Below are 26,484 nucleotides of genomic sequence, written 5' to 3'. Positions count from 1 at the left end.
AGAAGGCCATGGGGTGGGCGCAATGGATTGCTATGGCGGTCGCGTTACTCCGCCTCGCGGAACTCGTTCATGCGCGCCGGAACCTGACCCGGCTGCTGGATGACGGCGGCGAGGAGCGGCATCCGGGGCACTACCCGTTTTTTGTCCTGCTGCACAGCGCCTGGATTGCAGCCCTGTTCTTTTTGGTTCGCAAGACGCAGGCGCCCGATCCGTTGCTGCTGGCTGTTTTCGCCCTGCTGCAATGTATGCGCCTTTGGATCATCGTCACGCTCGGGCGGTTCTGGACCACACGGATCGTCACCCTTCCGGGCGCTCCCCTGGTCCGGCACGGTCCCTACCGATGGATCCGGCATCCGAACTATCTTCTGGTGGCGGTCGAGATCCCGCTGTTGCCGCTCGCCTTCGGTGCCTGGGACCTTGCGCTGCTGTTCGGATTCGCGAACCTCGTCCTGCTCGCCTACCGCATCGGCGCCGAGGAAGAGGTCCTGTCGGAAAGGCGCTGACGGACGGATGCGTTGCGGGTTCGCGCGGCGTTTTCAATTCCTTCCCCTGCCGCCTGGGTCGTCCCCGCGGAACCGCACTAAAGCGGTGCTTTGCACATGCTATGGTGTCGACTCTAGCAAAGGAGAATCGGCATGTTCACCAAAATTGACACCGCGCGTTCCTACTATCGCGAAACCATATCCCTCATCGTCCGTTCCGGCTATCGCATCTCGATCGAGAACGACATGGGAGAATGGAAGCATATTATGCAGAACGCACCGGCCACGACTGCGGTCTCAAGTATGTTCGACCCTGCGGTGGCGACTTTCCGGCCGGGAGACGCTTTCTGGCTCCGGGTTTCGAACGAGAATGCGGAGACCGTGGCGATCATCTGCGACCGTTTAATTGAGACGGAGGACTTCGTCGGTTTCGTTGAGGGGACCGGAATTATTGCAAAGCCTTATGAGCGGCACGTGTTCGATACCCGACTCGGAGGCAAGATCGGTCATGCGGGAGGCCTCTGGGTTCACCCCAAAGCCCGCAAGACCGGTCTTTCTTGGGTCCTCCCCCGGCTTGTTCGATCTCTTTCCGTCATTCATTGGGGGGTCGACAGGCATTGCGGGATGATCCTGTCGGGACTTGCGGATGCAGGTTTCGCCAGCCGGATCTACGGCTTTTCACGTTCGTGGCTGGCGCTGTCAGGTGTTTTCCGACCGACAGGTAACGAGGAGGGGGTATTCGTCATTGACATCAACGCTGACGAGATCGCCAGGCAGCAGGCCCTCGAGCTCGAACGTATTGTGGACAATGGCGCACAGAACCTTGTCGATGTCGCGACCATTGGAAGAGAGCGGCATCACCAGCCTGCGGTAAGCGAACCACTCGCCGCCCGCGCTGGCGTGAATTTCGGATAGGGAGATCCGGCCGCGGAAGGCCGCATCCGCATAGAGACCGGCGAGGCTGCTCCACAGCTTGGGACCGAGACGTGGAACCAGCTCGCCGAAATACTGCGGATGCCCGCCGCCATGGATCCGCGTCCCGAAACCGAAGCGCTCGTACTCGAAAGTGGCCGGCTCGCCGGAAACTTTCAGGATGTGCATGTAGGGCAGAACGTCAGGCGCCCGTTCGGATACTTCGTTGAAGGTGATGCCCTTGAGGTTTGGCATCCCTGGTGTTCCGGCGCGCGCGGACATGGTGAAGATCTCGGCGAGTTGATTGTCCGTGCCCAGGCGGAAATCGAGCTGGTCGTAGGTGACGATAACTGCGGGGGCGTCCCCGCGGATCACTTCAAGCTGAAGGCCGGATGGCATCAGATGACGACCGCCAGACACAATCCCGCATTCTGGAGCAGCGGCAGAACGGTCGCGTCCCGCAGATCGTAGACCTGAATTTCGTAGCGGCGCGCGCCGTCCTCGGTTCCCAGAATGTCTTCTTCGATGATCCGGGTCAGTGCGGCAGTGACTCCGGTACAAATTCCGGAACCCTGCCGGACCATTTCGACGCCGCCTCCGGTCAGCTGGAAGAGGGCGCAATGCGGTCCCGAGAGCCCGGGTTCGGAAACGATCCACTGCTCCACCGCATCGCGGTCGGGACAACGGGCGAGGGGATAGTATGCGGCGAGAGCGTCCAGGGCAGCCGGCGGAATCTCCTCGGCAAAATCCGTCTCTCTCCAGCGGACCGGAGGGGATTGATTATCGACGAGCCGCAATTGATGCATTCCCTGGGCGCCAATCGTATCAGGCATTGGTTGCTGTCGTGCGTACTTTATGGCGACTGACGGACGCCTGTCCAGCTTCATCGGACCGATACTTGCTGCGCGACAGCAAGATAAGGCGGGACAGGCGGTCTCGCAGACCCGGCCGCGGTTGTTTCCGCCCGAAAGAAAACTTGTTAATGTATTGATATAATGGCGGATTTTTTGTCAGAAGCCGGCATCTCCCTCCCAGTATTTGTCGTTCAGGATCTTCATCAGCTTATCGTGGCTGTTCTCGAGGCAGCCGCGCAACCGCACCTTGTAGCCCTGGTCGGCATAGGCCCGGCAACGGTCATAGGCTTCGCGCGCCGTCCCGAGACCTTCGGGGGAAAAGGCTTTCAGGCTGGCCGGGCTCGCGGCCTTGCCCCAGGCGCCGTCCCGTACGGCTTTCGGCGCATATCCTTCGGCGGGCAGCAGGTTGATCAGCCGCGAGAGCACGGCGCCCGCGTCAGCGCGGGGGGCGCCGTTCTCGAAATATCCTTCGGCCAGCAGGCGTTTGTCACCGGTGGCGGCATCCAGATCCTCGGCACTCGGCCGGGCGGCGGCGGTCGGCTCCGAGCGCGGCAGCAGGGAGACCCGGCGCGGCACGGTGAGCGACACCGATTTCGCATCGAGCGAGGCAAGCCGGCGCGCATCCATAGAAATCCGCACCGAGGTATAGGCGCCGGTGCTTTCGAAATGCAGCAGGCCGGCGGCGGAGAACTCGGCGATGCTGCCGTCTCGCTTCTCCACCACCATGGTGATGTCGCCTTCTCCGGCGGCGTCGTAGACATGGCCTTCGTTGGGCTTCGGACGCTGCTCTTGCAGACAGAATGCGGAGAAGAAACCGGTGCAGCTGCCGTCCGTGCATTCGAGCGGCACCGGCAGCTTGGTGGCGACGAGGCCGAGCACCTGCGGCAGTTCGGCCTTCTTGCCGGCGGCCCCGGCATCGACGGTGCCGAGTCCGGTCGCGAGTCCGGCTATGGCGGCAAGGGACGCAATCTGACGGAACATGGGGCATTCCTCCTGTTCGGGCCGGCATTGCGCGCCGCTGCAGCGCGGAAACCGGCTTCTGCGTTGGAAACAGCTTCTCACCGCCGAGCCCCGCATTCAATGGCGAAGCGCTGACCTCTCCGATTGGTGAAGCGCCCCAAATCGCGCCTTCTTGGTCCAAGGGCGACAAGCAGTGACGCGCATTAGAAAGTCCCCGCCTCCAATCGTGCTCATATCGAGTGAATACGCTGTCTTTTGGAGGATGCGAGATGGCCGCTGAAGCCCGGGATCTCGAGACGACTGAAACCGAGGCCGCCTCGGCCGAAGGACGGGGACGTCGCGGACGCGGCGGGGGCGGGGGCCGCGAGGCGCGCCGCGCCCTGCGTGCCCGGCCGAGCCAGGTGCAGGCGCCCTATATCACGCGCAACGTGCCGGTCTACGAGATCCTGAGCGAGGAAGCGCTCGAGATCATCGAGGCCAATGCCGACACCATCATGGAAGAGATCGGCATCGAGTTTCAGGACGACGAGGAGGCGCTTGCGCTGTGGCGCGACGCCGGCGCCGACGTCCAGGGCACGCGGGTCCACATCCCGCGCGGCCTTGCCCGCAAGCTGGCCGAGACCGCGCCGTCGACCTTCACCCAGCATGCCCGCAACCCGGCCCGCTCTGTCGAGATCGGCGGCAGGAACACGATCTTCGCACCGGTCTACGGTCCGCCCTTCGTCAGCGACGTCGAAGGGGGGCGGCGCTACGCGACGATCGAGGACTTCCGGAACTTCGTGAAGCTGACCTACATGCTGCCCTCGCTGCACCATAGCGGCGGCACGGTCTGCGAGCCTGTCGACCTGCCCGTGAACAAGCGGCATTTCGACATGGTCTATGCCCATATGAAATACAGCGACAAGCCGTTCATGGGCTCCGTCACCGCGCCGGAACGGGCGCAGGATACCGTGGACATGGCGAAGATCCTGTTCGGTGCGGACTTCGTCGAGAACAACACGGTCTGCACCAGCCTGATCAACGCCAACTCGCCGATGACCTGGGACGGCACCATGCTGGGGGCGCTGAAGACCTATGCCCGCAACAACCAGGCCTGCATCACCACGCCCTTCATCCTCGCGGGCGCGATGTCGCCGGTGACGGTCGCGGGCACGCTCGCCCAGACGCTGGCCGAAGCGATGGCCGGCATCGCCTTCACCCAGCTGGTGCGGCCGGGCGCGCCGGTGATTTTCGGCTCCTTCGCCAGCTCCATCTCCATGCAGTCCGGCGCGCCGACCTTCGGCACGCCCGAGCCCGCCATGGTGCTCTATGGCTGCGCCCAGCTCGCCCGCCGCCTCGGCGTGCCGTTCCGCTCCGGCGGCTCGCTCTGCGGCTCCAAGACCCCGGACGCGCAGGCGGCCTACGAGTCCGCCCAGACCCTGAACCCGACGGTGATGGGCGGGGTGAATTTCGTGCTGCATTCGGCCGGCTGGCTCGAGGGCGGCCTCGTCGCCTCCTACGAGAAACTGCTGATGGATGCCGACCAACTCGCCATGATGCCGACGCTCTTGGGCGGCGTCGACATGACCGGGAACGGCCAGGCGATGGACGCGATCCGCGAGGTCGGCCCCGGCAAGCACTTCCTCGGCTGCGCCCACACCCAGGCGAATTTCGAGACCGCCTTCTTCCGCTCAAAGGTTGCGGACAACAACACCTACGAGCAATGGGCCGCCGAAGGCTCCCGTGACGCTTACCGGCGCACGGGCGACCGGGTGAAGACCATGCTGGCGGAATACCAGGCACCGGAGATCGACCCGGCGGTGGACGAGGCGCTGGTTGAGTTTTTCACCAAGCGGAAGGCGTCCTTCGAGGACTCGAACGTGTGATGTGATCGAGGGTGCCGCTGCAGCTCACCAGCCGTTGCGCCGCTCCCATTGTGCGACGATCTCGTCCGACCCTTCCTCGAAGACCTCATATCCCTCATAGGCCGCGACGGTCATGCAGACATGGTTCGGCAGCACGCGGACTTTCGTGCCGATCGGCAGCTTGGCGAAGAGCTCGGGATCGCCGACCGCGACCTCGCCGTGTTCCTGGTGCGTGCCGCGGATGGTGAGACCGTCGAGCGGCGCGCCGGTCTGCAGATCCGCCAGGAGGCCGAAACCCATGTCGCCGTCCTCGCCCAGCGCCTGCGTCGAGCGGTCCTTGGAGAGTGCGATGCCACCGGCATCGAGCATCAGCGTGCCGCGCGCCCGGTTGTGCGAGATCACGCTGGCGACGACGGAGGCGGCGATGTCCTCGACCCCGTGGCTCCCGATGCCGGCCTGGAAGAGATCCCCCAGCGTGTAGACCCCCGGACGCATTTCGGTGACGCCTTCGAGGTGGTCGGCATAGAGCGCCGTCGGGGTCGAGCCGACGCTGACGATTGCGCAATCGATACCCTCGGCGCGGATCGCTTCCGCCGCTGCGACCGCCGCGTCCCGCTCCGTCGCCGCGACGGTGCGCATGTCGTCCGGCGTGCGGCCGCGATAGGAATGGCCGGCATGGGTCATGACGCCGGCGAGCGTCGAGCGCTCCGCACCCGCGAGGATGCGGGCGATCTCCAGCAGGCGGGATCGGTCGTGGTCGACGCCGGTGCGATGCTCGCCGCAGTCGATCTCGATCACCACCTTGTGGCTGCCCGGATGGGCCGCGATGTCTTCGGCCACTTCCGGGCTGTCGATCAGGATCTTCAGGTCCGCGCCATGCGCCGTCAGCGCCGCCGCGCGGTCGAGTTTCGAGGGCGGGAGGCAGACGGCGTAGAGAATGTCGGCAAAGCCGTTCTCGAAGAGATATTCCGCCTCGGCCAGCGTCGAGACGGTGACGCCGCCCGGCTGACCGGCTGTCGCCAGCTTCGCGATCTCCGCGGATTTTCCGGTCTTCATGTGCGGGCGCAGCGCGACGCCGAGCGCCTTCGCGCGGTCGATCATGCGGGAACAGTTCCGTGCGAGCCGCGTTCTGTCGAGAATCAGGCAGGGGGTCTGGAGGTCGGAGAGTTTCATGCGCGCGCTCTTGGCTGGAAGACCGGAAGGAGGCGGCCAGCCTAGAGCGGGTCCACGTCACGGGACAAGTCAAGTTGGCGGTGGAATGTCATCAGACCCGTGTCCCCGCGCGCCGATGCCCGCTAGAGTGGGCGCGCCAACGAGATGGAAATTCTGCCGCATGGCCGACACGACCCTGAAGAAGACTCTGGAGCTCCTCTATACCGGGCGCAGCCGCAACGCGGCGCTGTTCCGCTATGCGCTGATCGTCTTCGACATCTTCACGATCGGCTTCTTCATCGTCACCATCCCGCTGACCCCGACCCGCGAAATCTTCCTCGTGGATGGGGTCATCGGCCTGCTCATCCTTGGCGATTTTCTCGCCCGGTTCTGGATTGCGCCCAACAAGGCCCGCATGTTGCGGCAGATCTACACCATCGCGGACATATTCGTGATCCTGTCGCTGATCTTGGCGCCGCTCTTCAGCCAGAGCTTTGCCTTCCTGCGTGTCCTGCGCGCGCTCCGGCTGCTGCATTCCTATCACGTGCTGCGGGACCTGCGCTCCGAGACGCCGTTCTTCCGGCGGAACGAGGAGGTGATCCTCGGCTCGGTCAATCTTGGCGTCTTCGTGTTTTTCGTGACCTCCGTCGTCTTCGTGCTGCAATTCGGCGACAATCCGGGGATCGAGGATTTCATCGCCGCGCTCTATTTTACCGTCTCGGCGCTCACGACGACCGGCTTCGGCGACATCGTCCTGACCGGGACGTCGGGACGAGTGCTGGCGGTCCTGATCATGGTGGTCGGTGTCGCCCTGTTCCTGCGGCTGGCGCAGGCCATTTTCCGGCCGCAGAAGGTGGCCTATACCTGCCCGTCATGCGGTCTCAGCCGGCACGAGGAAGACGCCGTCCACTGCAAGCATTGCGGCGAGCCGCTGAAGATCGAGACCGAGGGCATCAACTGAGGCCGTTCAGGCGCGCGCCTCCGCAGCCTGCCGCCTGGCTTTCAGTTTATACCCGACCGCGACGATGGCGTTGATTGCAGGAACCAGTTCCTGGCCGAGATCGGTCAGCGCATATTCCACCGAGGGCGGGGAGGTTGGCTTCACCGTGCGGGCGATCACGCCCAGCTCCTGAAGCTCTTTCAGGCGTTGCGTGAGCATTTTCGCCGAGACCCCGGGAATGTCCGCCTTCAGCTCGCTGAAGCGGCGCGGGGACTCGCTCAGATACCAGATGATGTTCGGGGCCCAGGTGCCGCCGATGACGCTGAGACAGGTGCTGAGCGGGCATCCGTCCGGCGGCGGCGCGACTTTGTTCTTGCGCATTTTCAGAGCCATGGAGGTCACCTCCCGGTGCGATGGTTACCTGACCGTAATCCGATAATGAGATTACAAAAAGAAACGTGATTTACAAAGGTAATCTATGATCCTAGGTGAGAGAACGACATTGCAGCAACGGGGAGCAACCAATGACGTTCACCACCGAGGCGGCGGCCAGGCTCGGCATCCGCTATCCGATCATCCAGGGACCGTTCGGCGGCGGCCTCTCGACCGTCGAACTGGCGGCTAAGGTCTCCGATGCCGGCGGGCTCGGATCGTACGGCGCCCACGTGACCGCGCCGGAAGACATGGCCGCTCTCACGCGCCGCCTCTCGGACGCGACGGACGCGCCCTTCGCGCTCAATCTCTGGGTCTCCGATCATGACCCGGGGGGCGAACATCCGAATGCCGCCCAGTTCGAGCGCTACTACCCGGTGTTCGCTCCCTACTATGAGGAACTCGGTCTGTCCGCGCCGATCCTGCCGGAGCGTTTCCATCACCGCTTCGAGGATCAGATCGAGGCGCTGCTGGAAGCGCGCCCGCCGGTCTTCAGCTTCGTGTTCGGTATCCCCGGGAAAAAGATCCTCGAGGAATGCCGCCGCCTGGGCATCGTGACGGTCGGTGCGGCCACCACGCTGGCCGAGGCGGAGGCTCTGGACGCGGCCGGTGTCGACCTCATCGTCGCCACCGGGCTCGAGGCGGGTGGCCACAGGGTGTCGTTCCTTGCCCCGGCAGAAGAGAGCCTGACCGGGACGTTCTCGCTGGTGCAGGTCGCCGCCGCACATGTGAAGGCGCCGGTGATCGCGGCAGGCGGGGTCGTCGACGGACGGGGGGTGCGGGCGGCGCTCACGCTCGGCGCCGGCGCGGCGCAGCTCGGCACGGCTTTTCTCGCCTGCGCGGAGTCCGGCACCAGCCAGGCGCACCGGGATCTGCTGTTCACAGAGTCGGTCCGCGACACGACACTCACCCGATCCTACACCGGCCGTCTCGCGCGCGGCATCCGCAACCGCTGGATCCGCGATATGGAGGGGCAAGACCTCCCGCCGTTTCCGGTCCAGAGCTGGTTCTTCGGCGCGATCAAGGCTGCCGCGCTGAAGCAGGGACGCGACGACCTGCTTTCGCTCTATGCCGGTCAGTCGGCGCCGAACCTGAAACACCGATCGGCGGACGTCCTGATGGACGAGTTGATCTCCGATCTCCCATCCGCCCGCGCCGCATGAGCGGCTCCGGGCATATCGTCCAGCGGGCGTGCTGCCGGACGCACCCTGTCATAGGAGGACAGACATGAAGCTTTATTACATCCCGGGAGCCTGCTCCCTTTCCCCGCACATCGTCCTGCATGAGATCGGGGCGGCCTTTAAGACCGAGCGGGTCGACGGCAAGACCCACAAGACCGAAACCGGGGCAGACTATTACCAGGTGCACGGAAAGGGCTATGTCCCGGCGCTGGCGCTTGAGAGCGGAGACGTCCTGACCGAAGGGCCGGCGATCGTCCAGTACCTCGCGGACAATTCCGGCCGCAAGGATCTCTCGCCTGCCCAGGGCAGCGTCGAGCGGGCGCGGCTGCAGGCGCATCTGAACTTTGTCGGCACCGAGTTGCACAAGTCCTTCAGCCCGCTCTTCAAGCCGGACTCGACCGAAGACGAAAAAACCGCGGCGCGGAAGAAGGTCAATCTCCGCCTCGACGACGTGGAGAGCGAGCTTTCGGACGGCCGTCGGTTTTTCCTCGGAGACGCTTTCTCCGTAGCCGATCCCTACCTCTTCACGGTGGCGAACTGGGCGCATTTCACCGGGCTCGGTCTCGGCGAGCGTCCGAACCTGAAGGCTTATCTGGCACGGATGGCCGAGCGTCCGTCGGTGAAGGCGGCGATGAAGGCCGAAGGGCTGTTGAAGGACGCCGCCTGATCAGGCGCCAATCGATGCGAAGGTCTCGTTGCTGATCCATCCGGTGGCGAGGCCTTCCGCCCAGTCAACGCGGCCCCGGTCCATGGCGAGCCGCGCCATTTCCAGATGATCGTACGGCACCTGCCGGTGGCTGACGGACCAGCCGACGGAACGTTTCTCGAGGATGGCATAGCAGGCATTCGGATGACCGGCCTGCACCTTGTGAGGAATAGGCTCGACATCGGTATAGGCCGGGCAGCCGACACTTCCCGGGTTCACGATCATGCGTCCGTCCGCAAGCGCCACCGTGCGCGCCAGATGTGTATGGGCGCAGAGGATGAGGTTTTGCTCGATATTCTGTGCCCTGGCTTCGATCTCCTTCAAGGCGGCGCTGCGGACCCTGCCGTCGTCGGTGACCTGTTCCAGCCAGTAGGTGTTGTCGTCTTCCGGCGTTCCGTGACAGAGGAAGATCTGGTCGCGCCAGACCATGCTCGCCGGCAAAGTCCGGATCCAGTCGAGCGTCCCTGAGGCCAACTGGTCATGGGCGGTCTTGTCCGATCGGCCCATCTCTTCAGGCGGCTGCTCGATGAGCCAGCGATCGTGGTTGCCGCGGATCGAAAGGGCATCGATCCCGCGCAGCAGTTCCGCCGTTCCCTCGGCATCGAGCGGAGAACTGAAGAAATCGCCGAGATTGACGATCTCGGTTATGCCTGCGGCTTCGATGTCCTCGAGAACGGCCTGAAGGGCGAGGCTGTTGCCGTGAATGTCGGCGATCGCTGCAAATTTCATGGGATGATTGTATCGCTTTTGAGCAGATCATCCCAAGCTTTCAATACGCACTCCGTATTCCAGAGCCGCATCCTCGAGATACATCCAGAGATATTCGGCAAAGCTGGCGCGTACGAGAATGTCGTAGGTCGGCGCCTCGTCGAGTTGGTCGAAGAGCACGGTGATACGGCCGATATGGCTCTGGGCGCATTTGCCGGGGCCGAACTCGCGCGGATGCAGATCGATCGCGCAACCCTTGGCCATGACGTCGCGGGCATGGCGGCCGGAAAGGCGGACCATCGTATAATGCTCCGTCACCTCGGTTACCGCGGCATGCAGGCCTTCCAGCCTGTTCGAGAGTTTGGCTGCGAGCTCGGCATCGTCGCCATAGACCATCCATTCGTCCGGACCGGTCCAGACAATACGGACATCCTTTACGGCGGCGACACTGTTTGCCTCTGCCGGAGGGGGCGCGCCGAGGACGGATTTCACCGCCGTGACGAAGGCCTTTTCGGCGGAGTTGCCGCGCAGCACCAGCTTGGTGCGGAAGGGGATCTCGGTCAGGACCACACCGGCATCCGAGGGGCCACCATGGATGATGTCCAGCGGGTCGAGCGGAGTGCGCGCCTTGAGGTTGTCCAGATCAGCCATCGATCCGCTTCCCTTCCAGATCAAAGAACCGGGGTTCGGTCACCGTCACCTTCACCAGCCTGTCCTCGAGCGGGACATGCAGGCTCTGGCCGTGCCGCTTGTGACCGCCCTTGATCAGAGCCATGGCGATGGAACGCCCGCAATTCGGGCTGTAATAGCTCGAGGTCACGTGGCCGAGCATCTCCATCGGCGGCTGAGGCCTCAGCTTCTCGACGACATGCCCGCCTTCCGGCAAGACCACGTTCGGGTCTTCGGTCAGCAGGCCGACGAGTTGCTTGCGGTCCTCCGCGGCCATCGACTCGCGTTCAAGCGAGCGCTTTCCGATGAAATCCGGTTTCTTGCGCGAGACGATCCAGTCCATGCCGAGATCGAGCGGCGTCACCGTGCCGTCGGTCTCCTGGCCGACGATGATGAAGCCCTTCTCGGCGCGCAGCACGTGCATGGTCTCGGTGCCGTAGGGCGTGATGTCGAATTCTTTCCCCGCTTCCATCAGCGCTTCCCAGAGGGCGAGGCCGTAGCGCGCCGGCACATTGACCTCGAAGGAAAGCTCGCCGGTGAAAGAGATCCGGTAGATCTTCGCGGGGATGCCTGCGACCGTGCCGTCCTTCATGGACATGAAGGGGAAGGCCTCGGCGGAGAAATCGACGTCGGAGCAGAGCTTCTCAAGCAGCGCCCGGCTTTTCGGCCCGTTGACGGCAACGACCGACCATTGCTCGGTCACCGAGGTAAAGAACACCTTGAGTTCCGGCCATTCCGTCTGGTGCCATTCTTCCAGCCAGGAGAGGACGTTCGCCGCTCCGCCGGTGGTGGTGGTCATGTGAAAGCGGTTCTCGCCGATCCGCGTGGTCACGCCGTCATCCATGACCATGCCGTCTTCTTTCAGCATCAGGCCGTAGCGGCAGCGTCCGACGCCGAGCTTGAGCCATGCGTTGGTGTAGATGCGGTTCAGGAACTCGGCGGCGTCCGGGCCCTGGATGTCGATCTTGCCGAGGGTGGAGGCGTCGAGGATGCCGACAGAGTCGCGCACCGCCTTGACCTCACGGTCGATCGCCTGGCGGAAGGTCTCGCCCGGTTTCGGGAAGTACCAGGCGCGCATCCACTGGCCGACATGCTCGAACCTGGCGCCGTGCGCCCGCGCCCATTCGTCGATCCGGGTCTTGCGCACCGGCTCGAAGAGCTTGCCGACATTGCGCCCGGTATAGGCGCCGATCGTTGCCGGCGTGTAGGGTGGGCGGAAGGTTGTGGTGCCGACGGCGGGGATATCCGAGGCGAGCACGTCGGAGAGGATTGCCAGCGCGTTGACGTTCGAGGTCTTGCCCTGGTCGGTGCCCATGCCGGTTGTGGTGTAGCGCTTCAGGTGTTCCACTGACCGGTAACCTTCGCGGGCGGCGAGCTGCACGTCGGCGGCGGTGACATCGTTCTGGAAATCGACGAAATGCTTGCCCTTGCGGCCGAGTTTCGCCTTGCCAGGCGCGATCCAGAGCGGGCGGAGCGCGCCCTGTTCCGGCTCGCGCGCCTTCGGCGCGGCAGGTGCACGGCCCTTGAAACCGACCTCGCGCGCGGCCTCGGCACCGAGCTGCAGCCCTTCCTTCAGGGCGTCGGCGAGCGCAAAAGTGCCATTGCAGGCGCCGGCGCTGGCGAGTGCCTGGCTTGCCGTGCCCGGCAGGAAGGCGGCCATCTCGTCGTTCCAGGCGAGCTTGCCCTTGGCTTGGGAGAAAAGGTGCACAGTCGGGTTCCAGCCGCCGGACATGGCGACGAGATCGCAATTCACCGACTTGGCCGAACCGGTCACGCCGGCGCCGGTCGAGTCCAGCTGCATCACCTCGACGCCGCTGACCTTGTTCTTGCCCGGGACCGAGACGATGCCGTGGTTCTCGTAGATCGTGATCCCTTTTGCGCGGGCCGCGTCGGGGAGTTCGCCGGAGACGGAGGCGCGGGCATCCACGATGGCCGCGACCTTGCCATGGGACCCTTCGATCGCGAGGGCGGTCCGGTAGGCATCGTCGTTGTTGGTGAAGATCACCACCTTGCGGCCCGGCAGCACGCCGTAGCGGTTGATGTAGGTGCGCACGGCGGAGGAAAGCATGACGCCCGGCCGGTCGTTGTCGGAGAAGACGATCGGCCGTTCCAGCGCGCCGGTGGCCAGCACAACGCGCTTTGCCCGGATCTTCCAGAGCCTTTGGCGCGGGCTATGCTCCGGCGCGGCGCCGAGATGGTCGCTGACCCGCTCGAGCGCCGTCAGGTAGTTGTGATCGTAGTAGCCGGTCACGGTGCAGCGCTTGACCACCGTCACCTCCGGCATGGATGCAAGCTCGGCGACGGTTTCGGTAGCCCAGCGCGCGGGTGCCTTGCCGTCTATCTCGCAGTCGCTCTCGGATAGCAATGCGCCGCCCCAGTCCGCGGTCTCTTCCATCAGAAGAACCCGGGCGCCGGTTCTGCCCGCCGCCAGCGCCGCCGCAAGGCCGGCAGGACCGCCGCCGACCACCAGCACGTCGGCATGGGCATGCATTTTCTCGTAGCGGTCCGGGTCGCGATCCTTCGGCGCCTTGCCGAGGCCGGCGGCGTGTCGGATCACATGCTCGTATTTCATCCAGAGCGAGGCCGGCCACATGAAGGTCTTGTAATAGAAGCCTGCCGGGAACAGCCGGTGGAATACGGAGTTGATCGCGCCGATATCGAATTTCAGGCACGGCCAGCGGTTCTGGCTCTCGGCCTGCAGCCCGTCGAAGATCTCGATCTGGGTGGCGCGGAGGTTGGGCTCCGACCTGTTGCCGGCACCGAGCTGGATCAGGGCATTCGGCTCTTCCGAGCCGGCGCCGAAGATGCCGCGCGGGCGGTGGTACTTGAAGCTGCGGCCGACCAGATGGACGCCGTTTGCGAGCAGGGCCGAGGCGAGGGTGTCGCCCTCGAAGCCCTCGTAGCTCCTGCCGTCAAAGGAGAAGCGGACAGGTTTGCTGCGGTCGATGCGCCCCTTGTCGCGGATTCGGTAGGTCTGCCCGCTCATGTGCCCTGACCTCCAGCTTTGGCGTTCTTTTCCGCCGCGCTGTCGCGTCGCCAGTTTTCCTTGTAGGCCTTGATGCCTTCCGGACTCTTCGGCAGTTCGCCCATCGGATAGGTCTCGATGATCTCGTCCGTGGCGGTATTGCGCACCACGTTGAACCAGCGCCGGCAGCCGGCACTGTGGGACCAGCGTTCGGTGAAAGGCCCCTTGGGGTTCTGCTTCAGGAACAGGTATTCGGCCCATTCCGCGTCGCTCAGCTCGGAGGGTTTCAGCGGGCGGGCGATGTGGGCCTCGCCGCCGTAGTGGAATTCGTTGTCGTCCCGGGGACCGCACCAGGGACAGGTGATCAGCAGCATTTCGTCTCTCCCTAGTGCGCGACGCCGGCGGCGCCGTGTTCGTCGATCAGATAGCCGGTCTCGAACCGCTTCAGCGAGTACGGGGCCGCGATCTTGTTCGGCTCGTCGCGCGCGATCAGTTCCGCGAAGACATGGCCGGAACCGGGTGTGGCCTTGAAGCCGCCGGTACCCCAGCCGCAATTGAAGTAGAGCCCGTCGATCGGCGTTTTCGAAATGATCGGTGAGGCGTCCGGGCAGGTGTCCACGATGCCGCCCCAGGTGCGCAGCACGCGCAGGCGCGAGATGATCGGATAGAGTTCGACACCGGCAGCGAGGAGGCTCTCTACCGTAGGAATGCTGCCGCGCTGGCTGTAGGAATTGTAGCTGTCTACCCCCGCGCCGAAGACCAGCTCGCCCTTGTCGGACTGGCTGATATACATGTGCACCGCGTTCGACATGATCACCGTGTCGAGGCAGGGCTTGATCGGCTCGGAGACGAGTGCCTGAAGCGGACGGGAATCGATCGGCAGGTGCAGTCCGGCCATTTCGGCGACAACGCCGGAATGGCCGGCGGTGACGCAGCCGACCTTCTTTGCCTTGATCGTACCGCGGCTGGTCTCGATGCCGGTCACCTTGCCGCCTTCGCGCAAGATGCCGGTGACCTCGCAGTTCTGGATGATGTCGACGCCGAGGTCGTCTGCGGCGCGGGCGTAGCCCCAGGCCACGGCATCGTGGCGTGCGGTGCCGCCGCGTTTCTGGATGAATCCGCCCATCACCGGATAGCGAAGGGTCGGCGAGGTATCGATGATCGGCACCAGCTTCTTGATCTGTGCCGGGGTCATGACCTCGCTGTCGATGCCGTTGAGACGGATGGCCTCGACCCGGCGGCGCATCTCCTTCAGCTCGTGCTCGGAATGGGCGAGGGTGAGCACGCCGCGCTGGGAGAACATGACGTTGAAGTTCAGCTCCTGCGTCAGGCCTTCCCAGAGCTTTAGCGCGTGCTCGTAGATGCCTGCGCTTTCGTCCCAGAGATAGTTGGAGCGGATGATGGTCGTGTTCCGGCCGGTATTGCCGCCGCCGATCCAGCCTTTTTCGATCACGGCGACATTTCGGATGCCGTGCACCGAGGCAAGGTAGTAGGCGGTCGCAAGACCATGCCCGCCGCCGCCCACGATGATCACGTCATACTCCGGTTTTGGTTCCGGCGAGCGCCAGGCCTTCTGCCAATTCTCGTGATAACTGAGCGCGTTGCGCGCCAGAGCGAAGATCGAATAGCGGGAGGACCCGCCCTTCAGTGCCCGCATGCCGCTCGCGGAACCCTTCATCGCCAATGCCCCCGTCAGGAACCTGATACGTCAGAATGATCGGGACCGTAGTCGCAGCTGTCCAGCCCCTGTTGTTCCGGCGCGACCTGTCGTGACGGCGAGGGGACAGGAGAAGGTCAGTCGGCAGTACTTTTGCCTGGCGAGTAAATGGTCAGGCCGACAAAGCGTCCGACCCGCCCGTCATCGGTCAGCAGCGGAAAGATCCCGGACTCGTAGGAAAGGTAGTCCTTTCCGACCCAGGTCAGTCTTCCGAAAGTGCGCACGGGACAGCCTTTGTCCAGCAGGGCCTTGAAGCCCTCGACCACTTCCGGCGCGTCCTTGTAGAGGTCGTCGACCCAGGTTCCGGTCGCATCCCGGCCGATCGTCTCCACGATGTTGGTGCCGACAAGGCGATAGCGAAATCGCGGCTCCGGATCGTCGGTGGCTTCGATGACGAACATATGGGGCAGCAGTGCGACGTGGTCGCGCGGGTCGAACGCTCTGCGATAGGGGATCCCTCGATCGCCACCGAGCTGACGCCATGCCTCGTACAACGCGGCCGTTTCCTTTTGCTGGAAGGCCAGGGTCAGATCTATCGTGCAGCTTGGCGCTGCATCCGCGACGTCATCTTTTGCAAGAAACAAGCGTCTTAGAGCCAAATTATATTCACGATCCCATTAAGGGTATTTTTTGTGAATAAAGAAAAAATGTCCAGAGCATTCTGAGTAAAATTGCATTCATCAATTCATAAAGAAGAATGCTTTTTCATCTCGCTCCGGCGCTCTTATTCGATTATCGGGCGGCTCTTATGCCATTTCTTGCACGCGCTCTTCTGTAGATCTGCGGGTGCCGGCGTTCTCAGACCTGTGGCATGTAGAGCGCCTTGTCGGGTCTCTTCTTGAGATCGGCATGGAGGTCGACGACGATAAGCGCGGGCTGCCCGGACTTCTCGTCCATCACTGGCAACCGGATCACGCAGATCGCATAGGCGCGGCTGCGCCAGCGGAATCTGTTTTCGTGAATGGTCGGTTTTCCGGTCGCGAGCGCCGTCTTGCATTGCTCTACCAGCGCTGCGGCGTAATCAGGGTAGGGCATACTCGAAACACGCCTTCCGGTGAGATCGATACCTCCTTTGTTCGTCGCAATGACGGCATAGATCCGATAGACAAAATCAGAACCGTCGCCGGTCGGGTCCAGCAGCGAAACGCGTCCGAGCAGGTTTCCGAAATCCTCGGGAGGAAAGTCCGACCGGGCCGGCAAACCGCTCTGCGCCAACTCATGCCAGCGATCGAGCAGGAACCGTGCGGGTGCTACAGCCGGCGCATCGGCAGTCAGAGAAATGGCGGAAATCAATCCGCCGTCGTTCTTGAACCGGAAGGAATGATCGTTCATCAATCTGTGCCAGTGCAGCTGCGTGGGAGGCGGCGTGCGGGGCCGCGCCTCGGGCGACTGTTCTCAGTTTAGGCGAAATTTCTGCTGCAGGCCCTCGTGGAAAAGGCGTTCGGCATGATCAGCCGGGGTCGCGGCCCCGACAGGATTGACGGCATACCAGTCCCTGTAGTCCGCCAGCCGGACCGGGCTCAGGAAGTTCTGGCATTCATTGCCTCTGTTGGCGGCCTTGAAGCGGAGCAAATCGTCGAAGGTGACGCCGGTCACTTCCACTTTCGCTATCCGTCCGGCGGCATCGAAGTCGAGCACAATGCGATTGAGATAGGGGTATTGCGCCTCTGCGAGGAGCATGGCCGATCCGCCTGTTCCCGGCGTGGCGGCGTAGATCCAGCAACCGACATGAGACCACTGGCGGTACAACATGCGGATCAACGCTTCCCGTGAACCGGGAGTCTGGGGCCCGTCGCGTCCGAAGCTGATCGCGACCGGATCGCTGATCGAGGCTTTGATGTCCTGCAACCGGGCACCGCTCTTCGCTGCCGAGGCGAAATCCAGAAGCACCTTTCGAACCGTCGCATCCTCGTCCGCTGCCGACGACACGGTTTCCTTGACGGCGTCGACATCCGGGACCTCAAGGACGACAAAGGAGGCGTCCAGGGCCGTCCAGTCCGCTGCGAGCTCGGAGGAGAGCGCGGCGCGAGCGGGATCGGAACAGCCATGAGGATCCGCCGGGGAAAGGGAGGTCAGCAGTCCCGTCGGGCCGGCGGCGACGAATGTGGCGACGGCGGCGTCATAGCGGCTGAATCGATCACGCATGGCGCCGTAGAAGTCGATGCAGGTCCGCCCCGCCTGCTGCAGGCCGGATTCGGCTTCTGCACTGGCAGCGAGCCTTGATACGGAAATCTGTCGAAGCGCCGAATGGATCACGCGAATCTCGTTGTGGCCGTCAGGCGCCAGATTGTCGATTTGCGCCGGGAGCCACCCGCTTGCAGCTTTCGGCAGGACCCCCGGCGTGGACAGGATGCTTTCTGGCGCGACGCCGGCGGCGAGGATCTCTGCAAAAATGAGGGACGGAGATGTTCGCGCACGGACGCTGATCTGTGTCGGTTCGTCCGTGCCATTGGACAGCCGGACCATCGTCCCGCCTTCAGTGAGGCGGATTTCCCGCTCATGTTCGGATCGTGCCGCGACCTTCGGTGCGACCGCATCGATCAGGGGCGCAATGTCGAACGGGACCGGTCGCCCAAGGAGCTCTTCCAGGCCGTCGAGGGCGGGCACTTTGAAGTTCGGTTCGGCGGCGATCCGGATCTCTCGCTCGAGCGGAGTGTCTTCGCCCAGCAGGATCGGGCTGCCGGTGCGGCGGGTTCCATCCGCGAGCGGCAGGTTCGTGTCTTCCGCATCCAGGGTCTGCGGCAAGGAGCCGGACCCGTCGCTGTAGGACGCTGTCGGCAGTGCTGTCCGTTCGACGATGAAATCGCAGCAGAAGCGCTCCAGCCCTTCCTTCTGTGCCGGCGCAGGTGCGGAGACAGTGAGCTCTTCGGAGAGATAGCAATCCTTGAAATGTCCCGCGACCTGCGGACAGGCGACAGGACCGCCGCTGGGCGAGATGCTGACATCCAGCGGTCTCGACGACTCGGTCAGGCAGAGCAGAAAGAGGGCGGGGCCACCGACGAGCACAAGGACGAACAGGGCGGCGATGGCCCCGAGATAGCGTCGGCGTGCGGGCTTCGCGGGAGCATCCGTCGCGCCCGTCCGGTCGGAATTTCGGGCTGTCCCTTTGTCCTTCTCCGCGGTCTCCGCGGCTGTTTCAGGCGCCTTCCCGGAGGCCTGACGATCCGAGCGCGTCGCGGTCAGCGCCGCGGGCTTCTTCCCGGCGGGAACGGCATCCGATTCGGATTTGCTCGTATCCTCGGCCTTCGCCTCGGTCGCGGAACCGGTTTCGTTTTTGTCTTCCGGCATTGTCTTCGGGCTCTTGGTGCCGTCTTGATCGTCCGTTGCCGACATATCGAAACTCCGCAAGCCATGCTCTTCTGCAAAAGATAAGCGAAATTCTTGCGAAAGACCAACTTGTTGACCCTGCGGCGCCGGGCAACTTCGAGCACAAGCAAAGAAAAAGGGCCGGCCTGACTGCCGGCCCTCTCCAATTCGATTTCCGGCCGGACTCAGGCGACGGCCTGGCCTTCCTTGCGCAGGTGATCGAGCGCCCGGTCGAGGCCGCGGCGGAAGCTGGCGAACATTTCGTCGATCTCGGACTCGGAAATGATCAGCGGCGGGCAGAACGCGACGCTGTCGCCGATTGCGCGCAGCAAGACCCCTTCCTCGCTGGCCAGGTTGGCGATCATCGGGCCGACTCCCTGGGAGGCCTCGAAAGGTTTCTTCGAGGCCTTGTCCTGCATTACCTGCACGGCGCCGACGAGACCGACGCCCCGCGCTTCGCCGACCAGCGGGTGGTCGGCAAAGGACTGAATGCCCTTCTGGAAATACGGCGCGACGCCCTGGACCCGCTCGATGATGTTTTCCTCGTCATAGATTTTGAGGGTTTCGAGCGCGACTGCGGCGCAGACCGGATGGCCGGAATAGGTGTAACCGTGGCCGAAGGCGCCGAGTTCGGCACTGGCCTTCTTCACCGGCTCGTAGACCTTGTCATTGATGACGGTCGCGGAGATCGGCAGGTAGCTGGAGGAGAGCGCCTTCGCGCAGACCAGAATGTCCGGCTTCATGTCGAAGGTCTGGGAGCCCCAGTAATTCCCGGTCCGGCCGAAGCCGCAGATCACCTCGTCGGCGACGAAGAGGATGTCGTATTTCTTCAGGACCTTCTGGATCTTCTCGAAATAGGTCTTCGGCGGAACGATGACGCCGCCGGCACCCATCACAGGCTCGGCCCAGAAGGCGGCAACCGTGTCCGGTCCTTCATCGATGATCAGGTTCTCGAGGTTTTCGGCGAGGCGGGTCGCGTAGTCCTCTTCGCTCTCACCCTCGTTGGCGCCGGTATAGTAGTGCGGCTCGTCGGTATGGAGGAAATTGGCCAGCGGAGCATCGAAGCCGCGGTGGTTCATCGAGCGGCCGGTCAGGCTGGAGGCGGCCAGCGTAATGCCGTGATAGCCGTTCACGCGGCCAATGATCTTCTTCTTGTGGTGCCGGCCGAGTGCGTTGTTGTAGTACCAGACGATCTTGATCGCGGTGTCGTTCGCTTCCGAGCCGGAATTGTTGAAGAACACTTTTGACATCGGCACCGGCATCTTGGAGATCAGCTTCTCGGCCAGATCGATGCTCGGCAGATGCGCCTTGTGCGCGAAGGTGTGATAGTAGGGAAGCGCGTCGAACTGCTTCATCGCGGCCTCTTTCAGGCGGTCCGACTTGAAGCCGAGCGAGGTCGACCAGAGGCCTGCCATCCCTTCGACATAGCGCTTTCCCGAGTCGTCGAAGACATAGACGCCTTCCCCGCGCTCGATGATCATCGGACCCTTTTCCTCGTGCGCGACAAAGTTCGTATAGGGGTGCAGGACGTAGGCGACGTCACGCGCCGCCGGTGAATTCGGCTGGAAAGGCATATCAATTCTCCTTCGGGGACGGCGCCGAGCGGGCCGTGGGGACTGAAAGCAGCATATCACGCCAATTGGAGTTGAAAAGCCTGTGCTCCGGGCGGGTCAAACCCGACCGCACGGCGATCGAGCGCCGGAGATCGACGGAAGGAAGCATAGGTGCTCCAGGTGAGGAGGTTCTTCGCGTTCTGCGTTGCATGCTGCGCTCTTGCCGCGTTTCGGACATGCCAAGGTCATTGACGTCAATTATATGACGGGGTTTTATGATCCGATCCCGGCCAACCTATTTCTGCCGGGCCGCGCCGCTGGCATAACCCTCGCCCTACAGAGAAGGGTCTGCCCGGCGCGAGACAGAGGCATCATTGGGGAGCTTTTTATGCGTAAAGCATTCACCGCCCTTGCGGTCGCGGCAGCTGTTGTCGCTTCCGGAGGTCTCGCGGACGCGAAGACCTTCAAGTGGGGCTTTCAGACAGACACGTCGTCGCTGGATCCGCACGCCCACAACGTGACCTTCACCCTCGGCTTTCTCGGCAACGTTTACGAAGGCCTCGTCCGTCGTGACGCCGACCTGCAATTCGAGCCGGGTCTGGCCGTCAAGTGGGAGAACGTCGAGCCGACCCGCTGGCGCTTCCACCTGCGTCAGGGTGTGAAGTTCCACAACGGCAACGACTTCAACGCCGACGACGTGATCTTCTCCTTCGAGCGGACCAACAACGAGGACGCGAACCTGCGCGGCCGCGTGGTTGGGATCACAGAAGTCGTCAAGGTTGACGACTACACAGTCGATTTCATCACCGAGAAACCGAATCCCATCATCTACTACGAGTGGGATACCTGGTTCATGATGGACAAGGAATGGTCCGAAGCCAACGGCGCGACCACGCCGACCAACCTGTCCAAGGGCGTCGAGAGCTTTGCCGCTCACAACGCGAACGGTACCGGCGCGTTCATGATCAAGGAACGTCAGACCGACGTTAAGACCGTTCTGGTTCCGAACCCGAACTGGTGGGACACCCCGCAGCACAACCTGACCGAGGTCATCATGACCCCGATCGGGCAGGATGCGACCCGCGTCGCCGCACTGCTCTCCGGTGAGGTCGACATGGTCTACCCGGTTCCGGTGCAGGACATCGACCGGGTGAACAGCAACAGCGGCACCAGCGTGATGGTCGGCCCGGAACTGCGGACGATCTTCCTGTACATGGATCTTTTCCGCGACGAACTGCTCTATTCGAACGTCAAGGGCAAGAACCCGTTCAAGGACCTCAAGGTCCGCCAGGCGATGTATCACGCGATCGATATCGAGGCGATCAAGAAGAAGATCATGCGCGGTCTCTCCGATCCCTCCGCGATCATGATCTCGCCGAAGCTGTTCGATAAGTCGGAAGGTTTCACCCGCCTCGAATACAACCGTGACAAGGCGAAGGCACTATTGGCCGAAGCCGGCTATCCGGACGGGTTCGAGACCCGCATGGATTGCCCGAACGACCGCTACGTCAACGACGAGCAGATCTGCCAGGCGATCGTCTCCATGCTGGCCAAGGTCGGCATCAAGTCGACCCTCGTGGCCGAGCCGAAAGCGAAGTACTTCGCGCGGATTGCGCCGAAGGGAGGCAGCGATTACGCGTTCGGCCTGCTTGGCTGGACCCCGGGCAGCTTCGACTCCTGGAACGTGATCTGGAACCTGCTCGCCACGCCGACGCCGGACATGGGCCGCGGCCTCTATAACTATTCCGGCTACAGCAATGCCCGGGTCGACGAGCTTGCCGAGCTGATCGGTGTCGAGACGGACAAGGCCAAGCGTGACGCGCTGATCGAGGAAGCCTTCAAGATCACCACGAGCGACGTCGCGACGATCCCTCTGCACCAGCAGGCTCTGGCCTGGGGCAAGAGCGATAAGGTCGAGCTGAAGCAGCGTGCGGACAACCAGTTCCGCTTCTACTACGTCAACGTGAAGTGATTCACGGGCGAACAAAGTGCGGGCCGGTCCTTGGGGCCGGCCCCACCCTCTTGAGAGATCTGCCAACCTGCCGGAAAGCGTGACCGTTTATGGCCGCATTCATTCTTCGCCGGCTGGCCCAGTCCATCCTTGTGATGCTCGTGGTCAGCCTCGTTGCCTTCTATATGTTCCAGTTCCTGGGCGATCCGATCAACCAGATGGTCGGGATCGACACGCCGCAAGCCGAGCGTGAGGCGCTGCGTGAGCGCCTGGGACTCAACGATCCGATGATCATCCGATTCGGCAAGTTCGTCCTGAACGCCGCGCAGTTGGATTTCGGTCTGTCCTACCAGCACAAGCAGCCGGTCGTGGACCTGCTGATGGAGCGCATGCCGGCGACGATCGAACTCAGCTTCGTCTCCGCCGTGATCGCCTTTTTCCTGGCGCTGCCGGCGGGTGTCTATACCGGGCTCTACCGCAACCGCTGGAGCAGCAAGGCGCTGTTGACGCTCTCGCTGATCGGGATCTCGATTCCGACCTTCCTGATCGGTATCCTGTTCATCTATCTCTTTGCCGTGATCCTCGGCTGGCTGCCCTCGTTCGGGCGCGGCGACGTGGTCACGCTGCCGGGCGGCTGGACGACCGGACTGCTGACGACCAGCGGCCTGAAAGCGATCATCCTTCCGGCGACCACCCTCGGCCTCTTCACCCTGACGCTGATCATGCGGCTGATCCGGGCGGAGATGCTGGAGGTGTTGAGGACGGACTATATCAAGTTCGCCCGGGCCCGCGGCCTCACCAACCGAGCCGTCAATTTCGGCCATGCGCTGAAGAACACCCTGGTTCCGGTCATCACCGTCACCGGCCTGCTGCTCGGCAATCTGATCGCTTTCGCGATCATCACCGAGAGCGTCTTCCAATGGCCGGGCATGGGACGGCTGTTCCTGCAGGCGATCCAGGAGGTCGATCTGCCGGTGATGTCCGCCTATCTCGTGATGATCTCGTTCCTCTTCGTCGTGATCAATCTGATCGTGGACATTCTTTATTACGTCGTCGACCCGCGGCTTCGGGTCGAAAAGTCCGGCGGCGGGCACTGAGGACAGGACAATGACCGACACTACAAGCCCCAAAGCGGCGACCCGTCCCAGCCTCCTCTATCGGATCTGGGACCATGAACTCTGCTACAGCTTCCGCAAGTCGCACCTGACGGTCGGCGCCGCGGTTGTCACCCTGATCCTGATCCTGGCTGCGGTCTTCGCCAACATCATTGCGCCGCATAACCCGTTCGACACGGCTTCCATCGACCTGATGGATTCCGAGTTGCCGCCGGCCTGGGTCGAGGATGGCGATCCGCGCTTCCTGCTCGGCACCGACAATCTCGGCCGCGACATCTACTCGACGATCCTCTACGGCATGCGGATTTCCCTGCTGGTCGGCTTTGCGAGCGTGATCCTGTCCGCAGTAATCGGCATTGCCGCCGGTCTGATCGCGGGCTATGTCGGCGGCAAGGTCGATGCGGTGATCATGCGGATCGCCGACATCCAGCTTTCCTTCCCGACGATCCTGATCGCGCTGCTCATCGACGGCATCTCGCGCGGCATTCTCGATCGCGAGCTGCACGAAGCGATGATCATTCCGGTGCTGGTGCTGTCGATCGGGATTTCGAACTGGGTGCAGTACGCCCGCACCGTGCGCGGCTCGACCCTGGTCGAACGCAACAAGGAATATGTCCAGGCTGCGCGGGTCATCGGCCTGCATCCGATTCTCATCATGATCCGTCACGTTCTGCCGAACGTGATGGGCCCGGTGCTGGTCATCGCGACGCTTGGTCTCGCCTTCGCAATCCTGACGGAAGCGACCCTGTCCTTCCTCGGTGTCGGCATGCCGCCGACCCAGCCGTCGCTTGGTACCCTCATCCGGATCGGCAACGACTACCTGTTCTCGGGCCTCTGGTGGATCTCGATCTTCCCGGGCGCGACCCTTGCCATCCTCGTTCTCGCGGTCAATCTCCTCGGAGACTGGCTCCGCGATGCCCTCAATCCGAAGCTGCGCTAATGCCGAACCATCTTCTAGAAGTCAGAAACCTCCGGATCGAATTTCCCACGCGGAAGGGAATCCTGACAGCCATCGACGATGTGTCATTCCATATCGACGAAGGCGAAGTACTCGGCGTGGTCGGTGAGTCCGGCGCCGGGAAGTCTCTCACAGGGGCCTCGATCATCGGGCTGCTGGAGCCGCCCGGCCGCGTTGCCGGGGGCGAGATCCTGCTCGAGGGGCGGCGCATCGATAATCTCGGTTACGAGGAGATGCGGCGCATCCGCGGGCGCCAGATCGGCGCGATCTTCCAGGATCCGCTGACCAGCCTCAACCCGCTCTACACGGTGGGTCGGCAGCTGACCGAGACGATCATGACCCACACGGACATGACTCCGACCAAGGCGCGCGAGCGGGCGATCGAGATGCTGACCCAGGTCGGCATTCCGGCGCCGGAGCGGCGGGTCGACCAATATCCGCACCAGTTCTCCGGCGGCATGCGTCAGCGCGTCGTCATCGCCCTCGCTCTCTGTGTCAATCCACGCCTCGTGGTGGCCGACGAGCCGACCACCGCGCTCGACGTGTCGATCCAGGCGCAGATCATCTCGCTCCTGAAGAAGCTCTGCCGCGAGCACGGCACCGCGGTGATGCTGGTGACCCACGATATGGGTGTCATCGCCGAGACCGCTGATCGTGTGGCCGTGATGTATGCGGGGCGGATCGCCGAGATCGGCCCGGTGAAGCAGGTGGTCAAACAGGCCAAACACCCCTACACGGAAGGCCTGATGGGCTCGATCCCGATGATCGGCAACACCGACGAGAAACTGCGCCAGATCGAGGGCTCGATGCCACGCCTGACCAATATCCCGACGGGCTGCGCCTTTAATCCGCGCTGTCCGAAGGCTTTCGACAGATGTTTCAAGGAACGCCCGGACACGATCCCCGTGGACGGTACCGAAGTCGCCTGCTGGCTCTATGACAAGGAGACGGCCAATGTCTGAGCAAGCCGTCCAGAAGCACGAGACCGTGGATCACGAGCATCTGAAACAAGGCGAGCCGATCCTCGCGGTCAAGCAGCTGAAGCGCTATTTCGATGTTTCCGCACCCTGGCTGAACCGGATGCTGGAAGGCCAGCCGAAGCAGATCCTCAAGGCCGTCGACGGCATCGATTTCGAGATCAAGGCGGGCGAGACCTTCAGCCTCGTCGGCGAGTCCGGCTGCGGCAAATCCACGGTCGCCAAGCTCATCGTCGGCCTGCACGGTCCGAGCAGCGGCTCGATCGAGTTCGAGGGCAGGGATATCGCCGGCCTCTCGCGTACCGAGATGGCGCCGATCCGCCGCCGCCTGCAGATGATCTTCCAGGATCCCTATGCAAGCCTCAATCCGCGCTGGAAGGTCCGAGACATCATCGCCGAGCCGATCAGGGCGTTCGACCTCGCGAAGAATGAAGACGAGGTTTCCGACAGGGTCGGCCAGCTGCTGACGCAGGTCGGCCTCTCGCCGGTCGATGGAGAGAAATATCCGCACGAATTCTCCGGTGGCCAGCGCCAGCGCATCTCAATTGCCCGCGCGCTTGCGAGCGAGCCGGACTTCCTGCTTTGCGACGAGCCGACCTCGGCGCTCGACGTTTCGGTACAGGCGCAGATCCTGAACCTGATGCGCGACCTGCAGAAGGAACTGGGGCTCACCTATCTCTTCATCAGCCACAACCTCGCCGTGGTCTGCCACGTCTCCGACCGGGTCGGTGTGATGTATCTCGGCCGGCTGGCCGAGGTGGCGCCGTCCAAGACCCTGTTCAGCCGCCCGCGTCATCCCTATACGCGGATGCTGCTGGACACGATCCCGGATCTGGAAATGACCGGCCGCGAGAGGATGCCGGTCGGCGGCGAAGTGCCGAATCCGATCACGCCGCCGCCGGGCTGCGCCTTCCATCCGCGCTGTCCCTTCGCGAACGAGCGCTGCAAGACCGAGCGTCCGGAACCGAAGGCCATCGGGGACGGCGCCATCGTCGCCTGCCACGGGGTCGAGGAAGGCCGCGTGCCGGACGATCCGATCATGGGCTCGGTGGCCGTGCCCGAAGGTCTGAACGCGTGAATACGGATCAGGTCGTCATTCTTG

Annotated in this window: 24 protein-coding genes; 10 read left to right on the top strand and 14 right to left on the bottom strand. The window is 63.3% G+C overall.

Annotated features, from left to right (window positions below; all coding sequences use genetic code 11):
* Positions 1–8 precede the first annotated feature (8 nt).
* Complete coding sequence (locus ACOOE1_RS10155) at positions 9–503, top strand: isoprenylcysteine carboxyl methyltransferase family protein (RefSeq protein ID WP_420406232.1); 495 nt, start codon at positions 9–11, stop codon at positions 501–503.
* A 678-nt stretch (positions 504–1,181) separates the two neighbouring features.
* On the opposite strand, the gene ACOOE1_RS10150 is transcribed toward ACOOE1_RS10155, so the two are convergent.
* From ACOOE1_RS10150 to ACOOE1_RS10140, 3 genes are all read right to left on the bottom strand, one after another.
* The gene (locus ACOOE1_RS10150) at positions 1,182–1,793 is read right to left on the bottom strand and encodes a hypothetical protein (RefSeq protein ID WP_420406231.1); all 612 of its coding nucleotides are present in this window, start codon (positions 1,791–1,793) and stop codon (positions 1,182–1,184) included.
* Complete coding sequence (locus tag ACOOE1_RS10145; RefSeq protein ID WP_420406230.1) at positions 1,793–2,227, bottom strand: hypothetical protein; 435 nt, start codon at positions 2,225–2,227, stop codon at positions 1,793–1,795. Before ACOOE1_RS10145 ends, ACOOE1_RS10150 begins: the two co-directional genes overlap by 1 nt.
* Before the next feature lie 177 nt (positions 2,228–2,404).
* On the bottom strand, positions 2,405–3,229 hold the full coding sequence (locus tag ACOOE1_RS10140) for a hypothetical protein (protein WP_420406229.1): 825 nt from the start codon (positions 3,227–3,229) through the stop codon (positions 2,405–2,407).
* A 248-nt stretch (positions 3,230–3,477) separates the two neighbouring features.
* Here ACOOE1_RS10140 and ACOOE1_RS10135 point away from each other — a divergent pair, with 248 nt between their 5' ends.
* Complete coding sequence (locus ACOOE1_RS10135; protein WP_420406228.1) at positions 3,478–5,073, top strand: trimethylamine methyltransferase family protein; 1,596 nt, start codon at positions 3,478–3,480, stop codon at positions 5,071–5,073.
* Positions 5,074–5,097: 24 nt separating this feature from the next.
* On the opposite strand, the gene ACOOE1_RS10130 is transcribed toward ACOOE1_RS10135, so the two are convergent.
* Positions 5,098–6,225, bottom strand: coding sequence for an alanine racemase (locus tag ACOOE1_RS10130; protein ID WP_420406227.1), 1,128 nt, complete (start codon positions 6,223–6,225; stop codon positions 5,098–5,100).
* Between the two features lie 160 nt (positions 6,226–6,385).
* Here ACOOE1_RS10130 and ACOOE1_RS10125 point away from each other — a divergent pair, with 160 nt between their 5' ends.
* Positions 6,386–7,165, top strand: coding sequence for an ion channel (locus ACOOE1_RS10125; RefSeq protein WP_420406226.1), 780 nt, complete (start codon positions 6,386–6,388; stop codon positions 7,163–7,165).
* A gap of 6 nt (positions 7,166–7,171) precedes the next feature.
* Here the strand turns inward: ACOOE1_RS10125 and ACOOE1_RS10120 are convergent, their stop codons facing one another.
* Positions 7,172–7,537, bottom strand: a complete 366-nt coding sequence (locus ACOOE1_RS10120; protein WP_420406225.1) for a winged helix-turn-helix transcriptional regulator — start codon at positions 7,535–7,537, stop codon at positions 7,172–7,174.
* 131 nt (positions 7,538–7,668) lie between these two features.
* On the opposite strand from ACOOE1_RS10120, the gene ACOOE1_RS10115 reads away from it, so the two are divergent.
* Entirely contained in the window at positions 7,669–8,739 is a 1,071-nt protein-coding gene (locus ACOOE1_RS10115; protein ID WP_420406224.1) for an NAD(P)H-dependent flavin oxidoreductase, read from the top strand.
* A gap of 64 nt (positions 8,740–8,803) precedes the next feature.
* Entirely contained in the window at positions 8,804–9,424 is a 621-nt protein-coding gene (gene gstA / locus ACOOE1_RS10110; RefSeq protein ID WP_420406223.1) for a glutathione transferase GstA, read from the top strand.
* On the opposite strand, the gene ACOOE1_RS10105 is transcribed toward gstA, so the two are convergent.
* From ACOOE1_RS10105 to ACOOE1_RS10065, 9 genes are all read right to left on the bottom strand, one after another.
* The gene (locus tag ACOOE1_RS10105) at positions 9,425–10,192 is read right to left on the bottom strand and encodes a metallophosphoesterase family protein (protein ID WP_420406222.1); all 768 of its coding nucleotides are present in this window, start codon (positions 10,190–10,192) and stop codon (positions 9,425–9,427) included. It lies immediately after the preceding gene.
* A gap of 27 nt (positions 10,193–10,219) precedes the next feature.
* Positions 10,220–10,822 carry a sarcosine oxidase subunit gamma gene (locus ACOOE1_RS10100; protein ID WP_420406221.1) on the bottom strand — a complete coding sequence of 201 codons (603 nt, stop codon included), beginning with the start codon at positions 10,820–10,822 and terminating at the stop codon, positions 10,220–10,222.
* Positions 10,815–13,826 (bottom strand): sarcosine oxidase subunit alpha, encoded by a 3,012-nt coding sequence (locus ACOOE1_RS10095; protein ID WP_420406220.1) that lies wholly within the window; start codon positions 13,824–13,826, stop codon positions 10,815–10,817. Before ACOOE1_RS10095 ends, ACOOE1_RS10100 begins: the two co-directional genes overlap by 8 nt.
* Positions 13,823–14,179 (bottom strand): sarcosine oxidase subunit delta, encoded by a 357-nt coding sequence (locus ACOOE1_RS10090; protein ID WP_420406219.1) that lies wholly within the window; start codon positions 14,177–14,179, stop codon positions 13,823–13,825. The genes ACOOE1_RS10095 and ACOOE1_RS10090 overlap by 4 nt, the downstream gene beginning before the upstream one ends.
* Before the next feature lie 11 nt (positions 14,180–14,190).
* A complete protein-coding gene (locus ACOOE1_RS10085; RefSeq protein ID WP_420406417.1) occupies positions 14,191–15,462 on the bottom strand; it encodes a sarcosine oxidase subunit beta family protein in 1,272 nt (423 codons plus the stop codon).
* A 137-nt stretch (positions 15,463–15,599) separates the two neighbouring features.
* On the bottom strand, positions 15,600–16,106 hold the full coding sequence (locus ACOOE1_RS10080; RefSeq protein WP_420406218.1) for a PAS domain-containing protein: 507 nt from the start codon (positions 16,104–16,106) through the stop codon (positions 15,600–15,602).
* 214 nt (positions 16,107–16,320) lie between these two features.
* On the bottom strand, positions 16,321–16,854 hold the full coding sequence (locus ACOOE1_RS10075; RefSeq protein WP_420406217.1) for a hypothetical protein: 534 nt from the start codon (positions 16,852–16,854) through the stop codon (positions 16,321–16,323).
* A gap of 63 nt (positions 16,855–16,917) precedes the next feature.
* A complete protein-coding gene (locus tag ACOOE1_RS10070; RefSeq protein ID WP_420406216.1) occupies positions 16,918–18,855 on the bottom strand; it encodes a hypothetical protein in 1,938 nt (645 codons plus the stop codon).
* 158 nt (positions 18,856–19,013) lie between these two features.
* Entirely contained in the window at positions 19,014–20,402 is a 1,389-nt protein-coding gene (locus ACOOE1_RS10065) for an aspartate aminotransferase family protein (RefSeq protein ID WP_420406215.1), read from the bottom strand.
* A 367-nt stretch (positions 20,403–20,769) separates the two neighbouring features.
* Between ACOOE1_RS10065 and ACOOE1_RS10060 the strand changes: the two genes are divergently transcribed.
* The 5 genes from ACOOE1_RS10060 to ACOOE1_RS10040 all read left to right on the top strand — a co-directional run bounded on the left by ACOOE1_RS10060 (position 20,770) and on the right by ACOOE1_RS10040 (position 26,460).
* Complete coding sequence (locus tag ACOOE1_RS10060) at positions 20,770–22,353, top strand: ABC transporter substrate-binding protein (RefSeq protein WP_420406214.1); 1,584 nt, start codon at positions 20,770–20,772, stop codon at positions 22,351–22,353.
* Between the two features lie 89 nt (positions 22,354–22,442).
* Positions 22,443–23,429 carry an ABC transporter permease gene (locus ACOOE1_RS10055; protein ID WP_420406213.1) on the top strand — a complete coding sequence of 329 codons (987 nt, stop codon included), beginning with the start codon at positions 22,443–22,445 and terminating at the stop codon, positions 23,427–23,429.
* A 10-nt stretch (positions 23,430–23,439) separates the two neighbouring features.
* Entirely contained in the window at positions 23,440–24,387 is a 948-nt protein-coding gene (locus ACOOE1_RS10050; protein WP_420406212.1) for an ABC transporter permease, read from the top strand.
* Positions 24,387–25,367 carry an ABC transporter ATP-binding protein gene (locus tag ACOOE1_RS10045; protein WP_420406211.1) on the top strand — a complete coding sequence of 327 codons (981 nt, stop codon included), beginning with the start codon at positions 24,387–24,389 and terminating at the stop codon, positions 25,365–25,367. Before ACOOE1_RS10050 ends, ACOOE1_RS10045 begins: the two co-directional genes overlap by 1 nt.
* Positions 25,360–26,460, top strand: coding sequence for an ABC transporter ATP-binding protein (locus ACOOE1_RS10040; RefSeq protein ID WP_420406210.1), 1,101 nt, complete (start codon positions 25,360–25,362; stop codon positions 26,458–26,460). The genes ACOOE1_RS10045 and ACOOE1_RS10040 overlap by 8 nt, the downstream gene beginning before the upstream one ends.
* Positions 26,461–26,484: the final 24 nt, after the last annotated feature.

Source organism: Nisaea sp., assembly GCF_965216895.1.
Taxonomy (GTDB): domain Bacteria; phylum Pseudomonadota; class Alphaproteobacteria; order Thalassobaculales; family Thalassobaculaceae; genus Nisaea.
This window is presented reverse-complemented; position numbering and strand designations above follow the sequence as displayed.

Coding starts and splice junctions, on each gene's coding strand:
- ACOOE1_RS10075 (WP_420406217.1), bottom strand. CDS start 16,854: ATGAACGATCATTCCTTCCGGTTCAAGAACGACGGCGGATTGATTTCC.
- ACOOE1_RS10065 (WP_420406215.1), bottom strand. CDS start 20,402: ATGCCTTTCCAGCCGAATTCACCGGCGGCGCGTGACGTCGCCTACGTC.
- ACOOE1_RS10120 (WP_420406225.1), bottom strand. CDS start 7,537: ATGGCTCTGAAAATGCGCAAGAACAAAGTCGCGCCGCCGCCGGACGGA.
- ACOOE1_RS10095 (WP_420406220.1), bottom strand. CDS start 13,826: ATGAGCGGGCAGACCTACCGAATCCGCGACAAGGGGCGCATCGACCGC.
- ACOOE1_RS10070 (WP_420406216.1), bottom strand. CDS start 18,855: ATGTCGGCAACGGACGATCAAGACGGCACCAAGAGCCCGAAGACAATG.
- ACOOE1_RS10130 (WP_420406227.1), bottom strand. CDS start 6,225: ATGAAACTCTCCGACCTCCAGACCCCCTGCCTGATTCTCGACAGAACG.
- ACOOE1_RS10115 (WP_420406224.1), top strand. CDS start 7,669: ATGACGTTCACCACCGAGGCGGCGGCCAGGCTCGGCATCCGCTATCCG.
- ACOOE1_RS10045 (WP_420406211.1), top strand. CDS start 24,387: ATGCCGAACCATCTTCTAGAAGTCAGAAACCTCCGGATCGAATTTCCC.
- ACOOE1_RS10155 (WP_420406232.1), top strand. CDS start 9: ATGGGGTGGGCGCAATGGATTGCTATGGCGGTCGCGTTACTCCGCCTC.
- ACOOE1_RS10135 (WP_420406228.1), top strand. CDS start 3,478: ATGGCCGCTGAAGCCCGGGATCTCGAGACGACTGAAACCGAGGCCGCC.
- ACOOE1_RS10100 (WP_420406221.1), bottom strand. CDS start 10,822: ATGGCTGATCTGGACAACCTCAAGGCGCGCACTCCGCTCGACCCGCTG.
- gstA (WP_420406223.1), top strand. CDS start 8,804: ATGAAGCTTTATTACATCCCGGGAGCCTGCTCCCTTTCCCCGCACATC.
- ACOOE1_RS10145 (WP_420406230.1), bottom strand. CDS start 2,227: ATGCCTGATACGATTGGCGCCCAGGGAATGCATCAATTGCGGCTCGTC.
- ACOOE1_RS10085 (WP_420406417.1), bottom strand. CDS start 15,462: ATGCGGGCACTGAAGGGCGGGTCCTCCCGCTATTCGATCTTCGCTCTG.
- ACOOE1_RS10060 (WP_420406214.1), top strand. CDS start 20,770: ATGCGTAAAGCATTCACCGCCCTTGCGGTCGCGGCAGCTGTTGTCGCT.
- ACOOE1_RS10125 (WP_420406226.1), top strand. CDS start 6,386: ATGGCCGACACGACCCTGAAGAAGACTCTGGAGCTCCTCTATACCGGG.
- ACOOE1_RS10050 (WP_420406212.1), top strand. CDS start 23,440: ATGACCGACACTACAAGCCCCAAAGCGGCGACCCGTCCCAGCCTCCTC.
- ACOOE1_RS10055 (WP_420406213.1), top strand. CDS start 22,443: ATGGCCGCATTCATTCTTCGCCGGCTGGCCCAGTCCATCCTTGTGATG.
- ACOOE1_RS10105 (WP_420406222.1), bottom strand. CDS start 10,192: ATGAAATTTGCAGCGATCGCCGACATTCACGGCAACAGCCTCGCCCTT.
- ACOOE1_RS10150 (WP_420406231.1), bottom strand. CDS start 1,793: ATGCCATCCGGCCTTCAGCTTGAAGTGATCCGCGGGGACGCCCCCGCA.
- ACOOE1_RS10140 (WP_420406229.1), bottom strand. CDS start 3,229: ATGTTCCGTCAGATTGCGTCCCTTGCCGCCATAGCCGGACTCGCGACC.
- ACOOE1_RS10040 (WP_420406210.1), top strand. CDS start 25,360: ATGTCTGAGCAAGCCGTCCAGAAGCACGAGACCGTGGATCACGAGCAT.
- ACOOE1_RS10090 (WP_420406219.1), bottom strand. CDS start 14,179: ATGCTGCTGATCACCTGTCCCTGGTGCGGTCCCCGGGACGACAACGAA.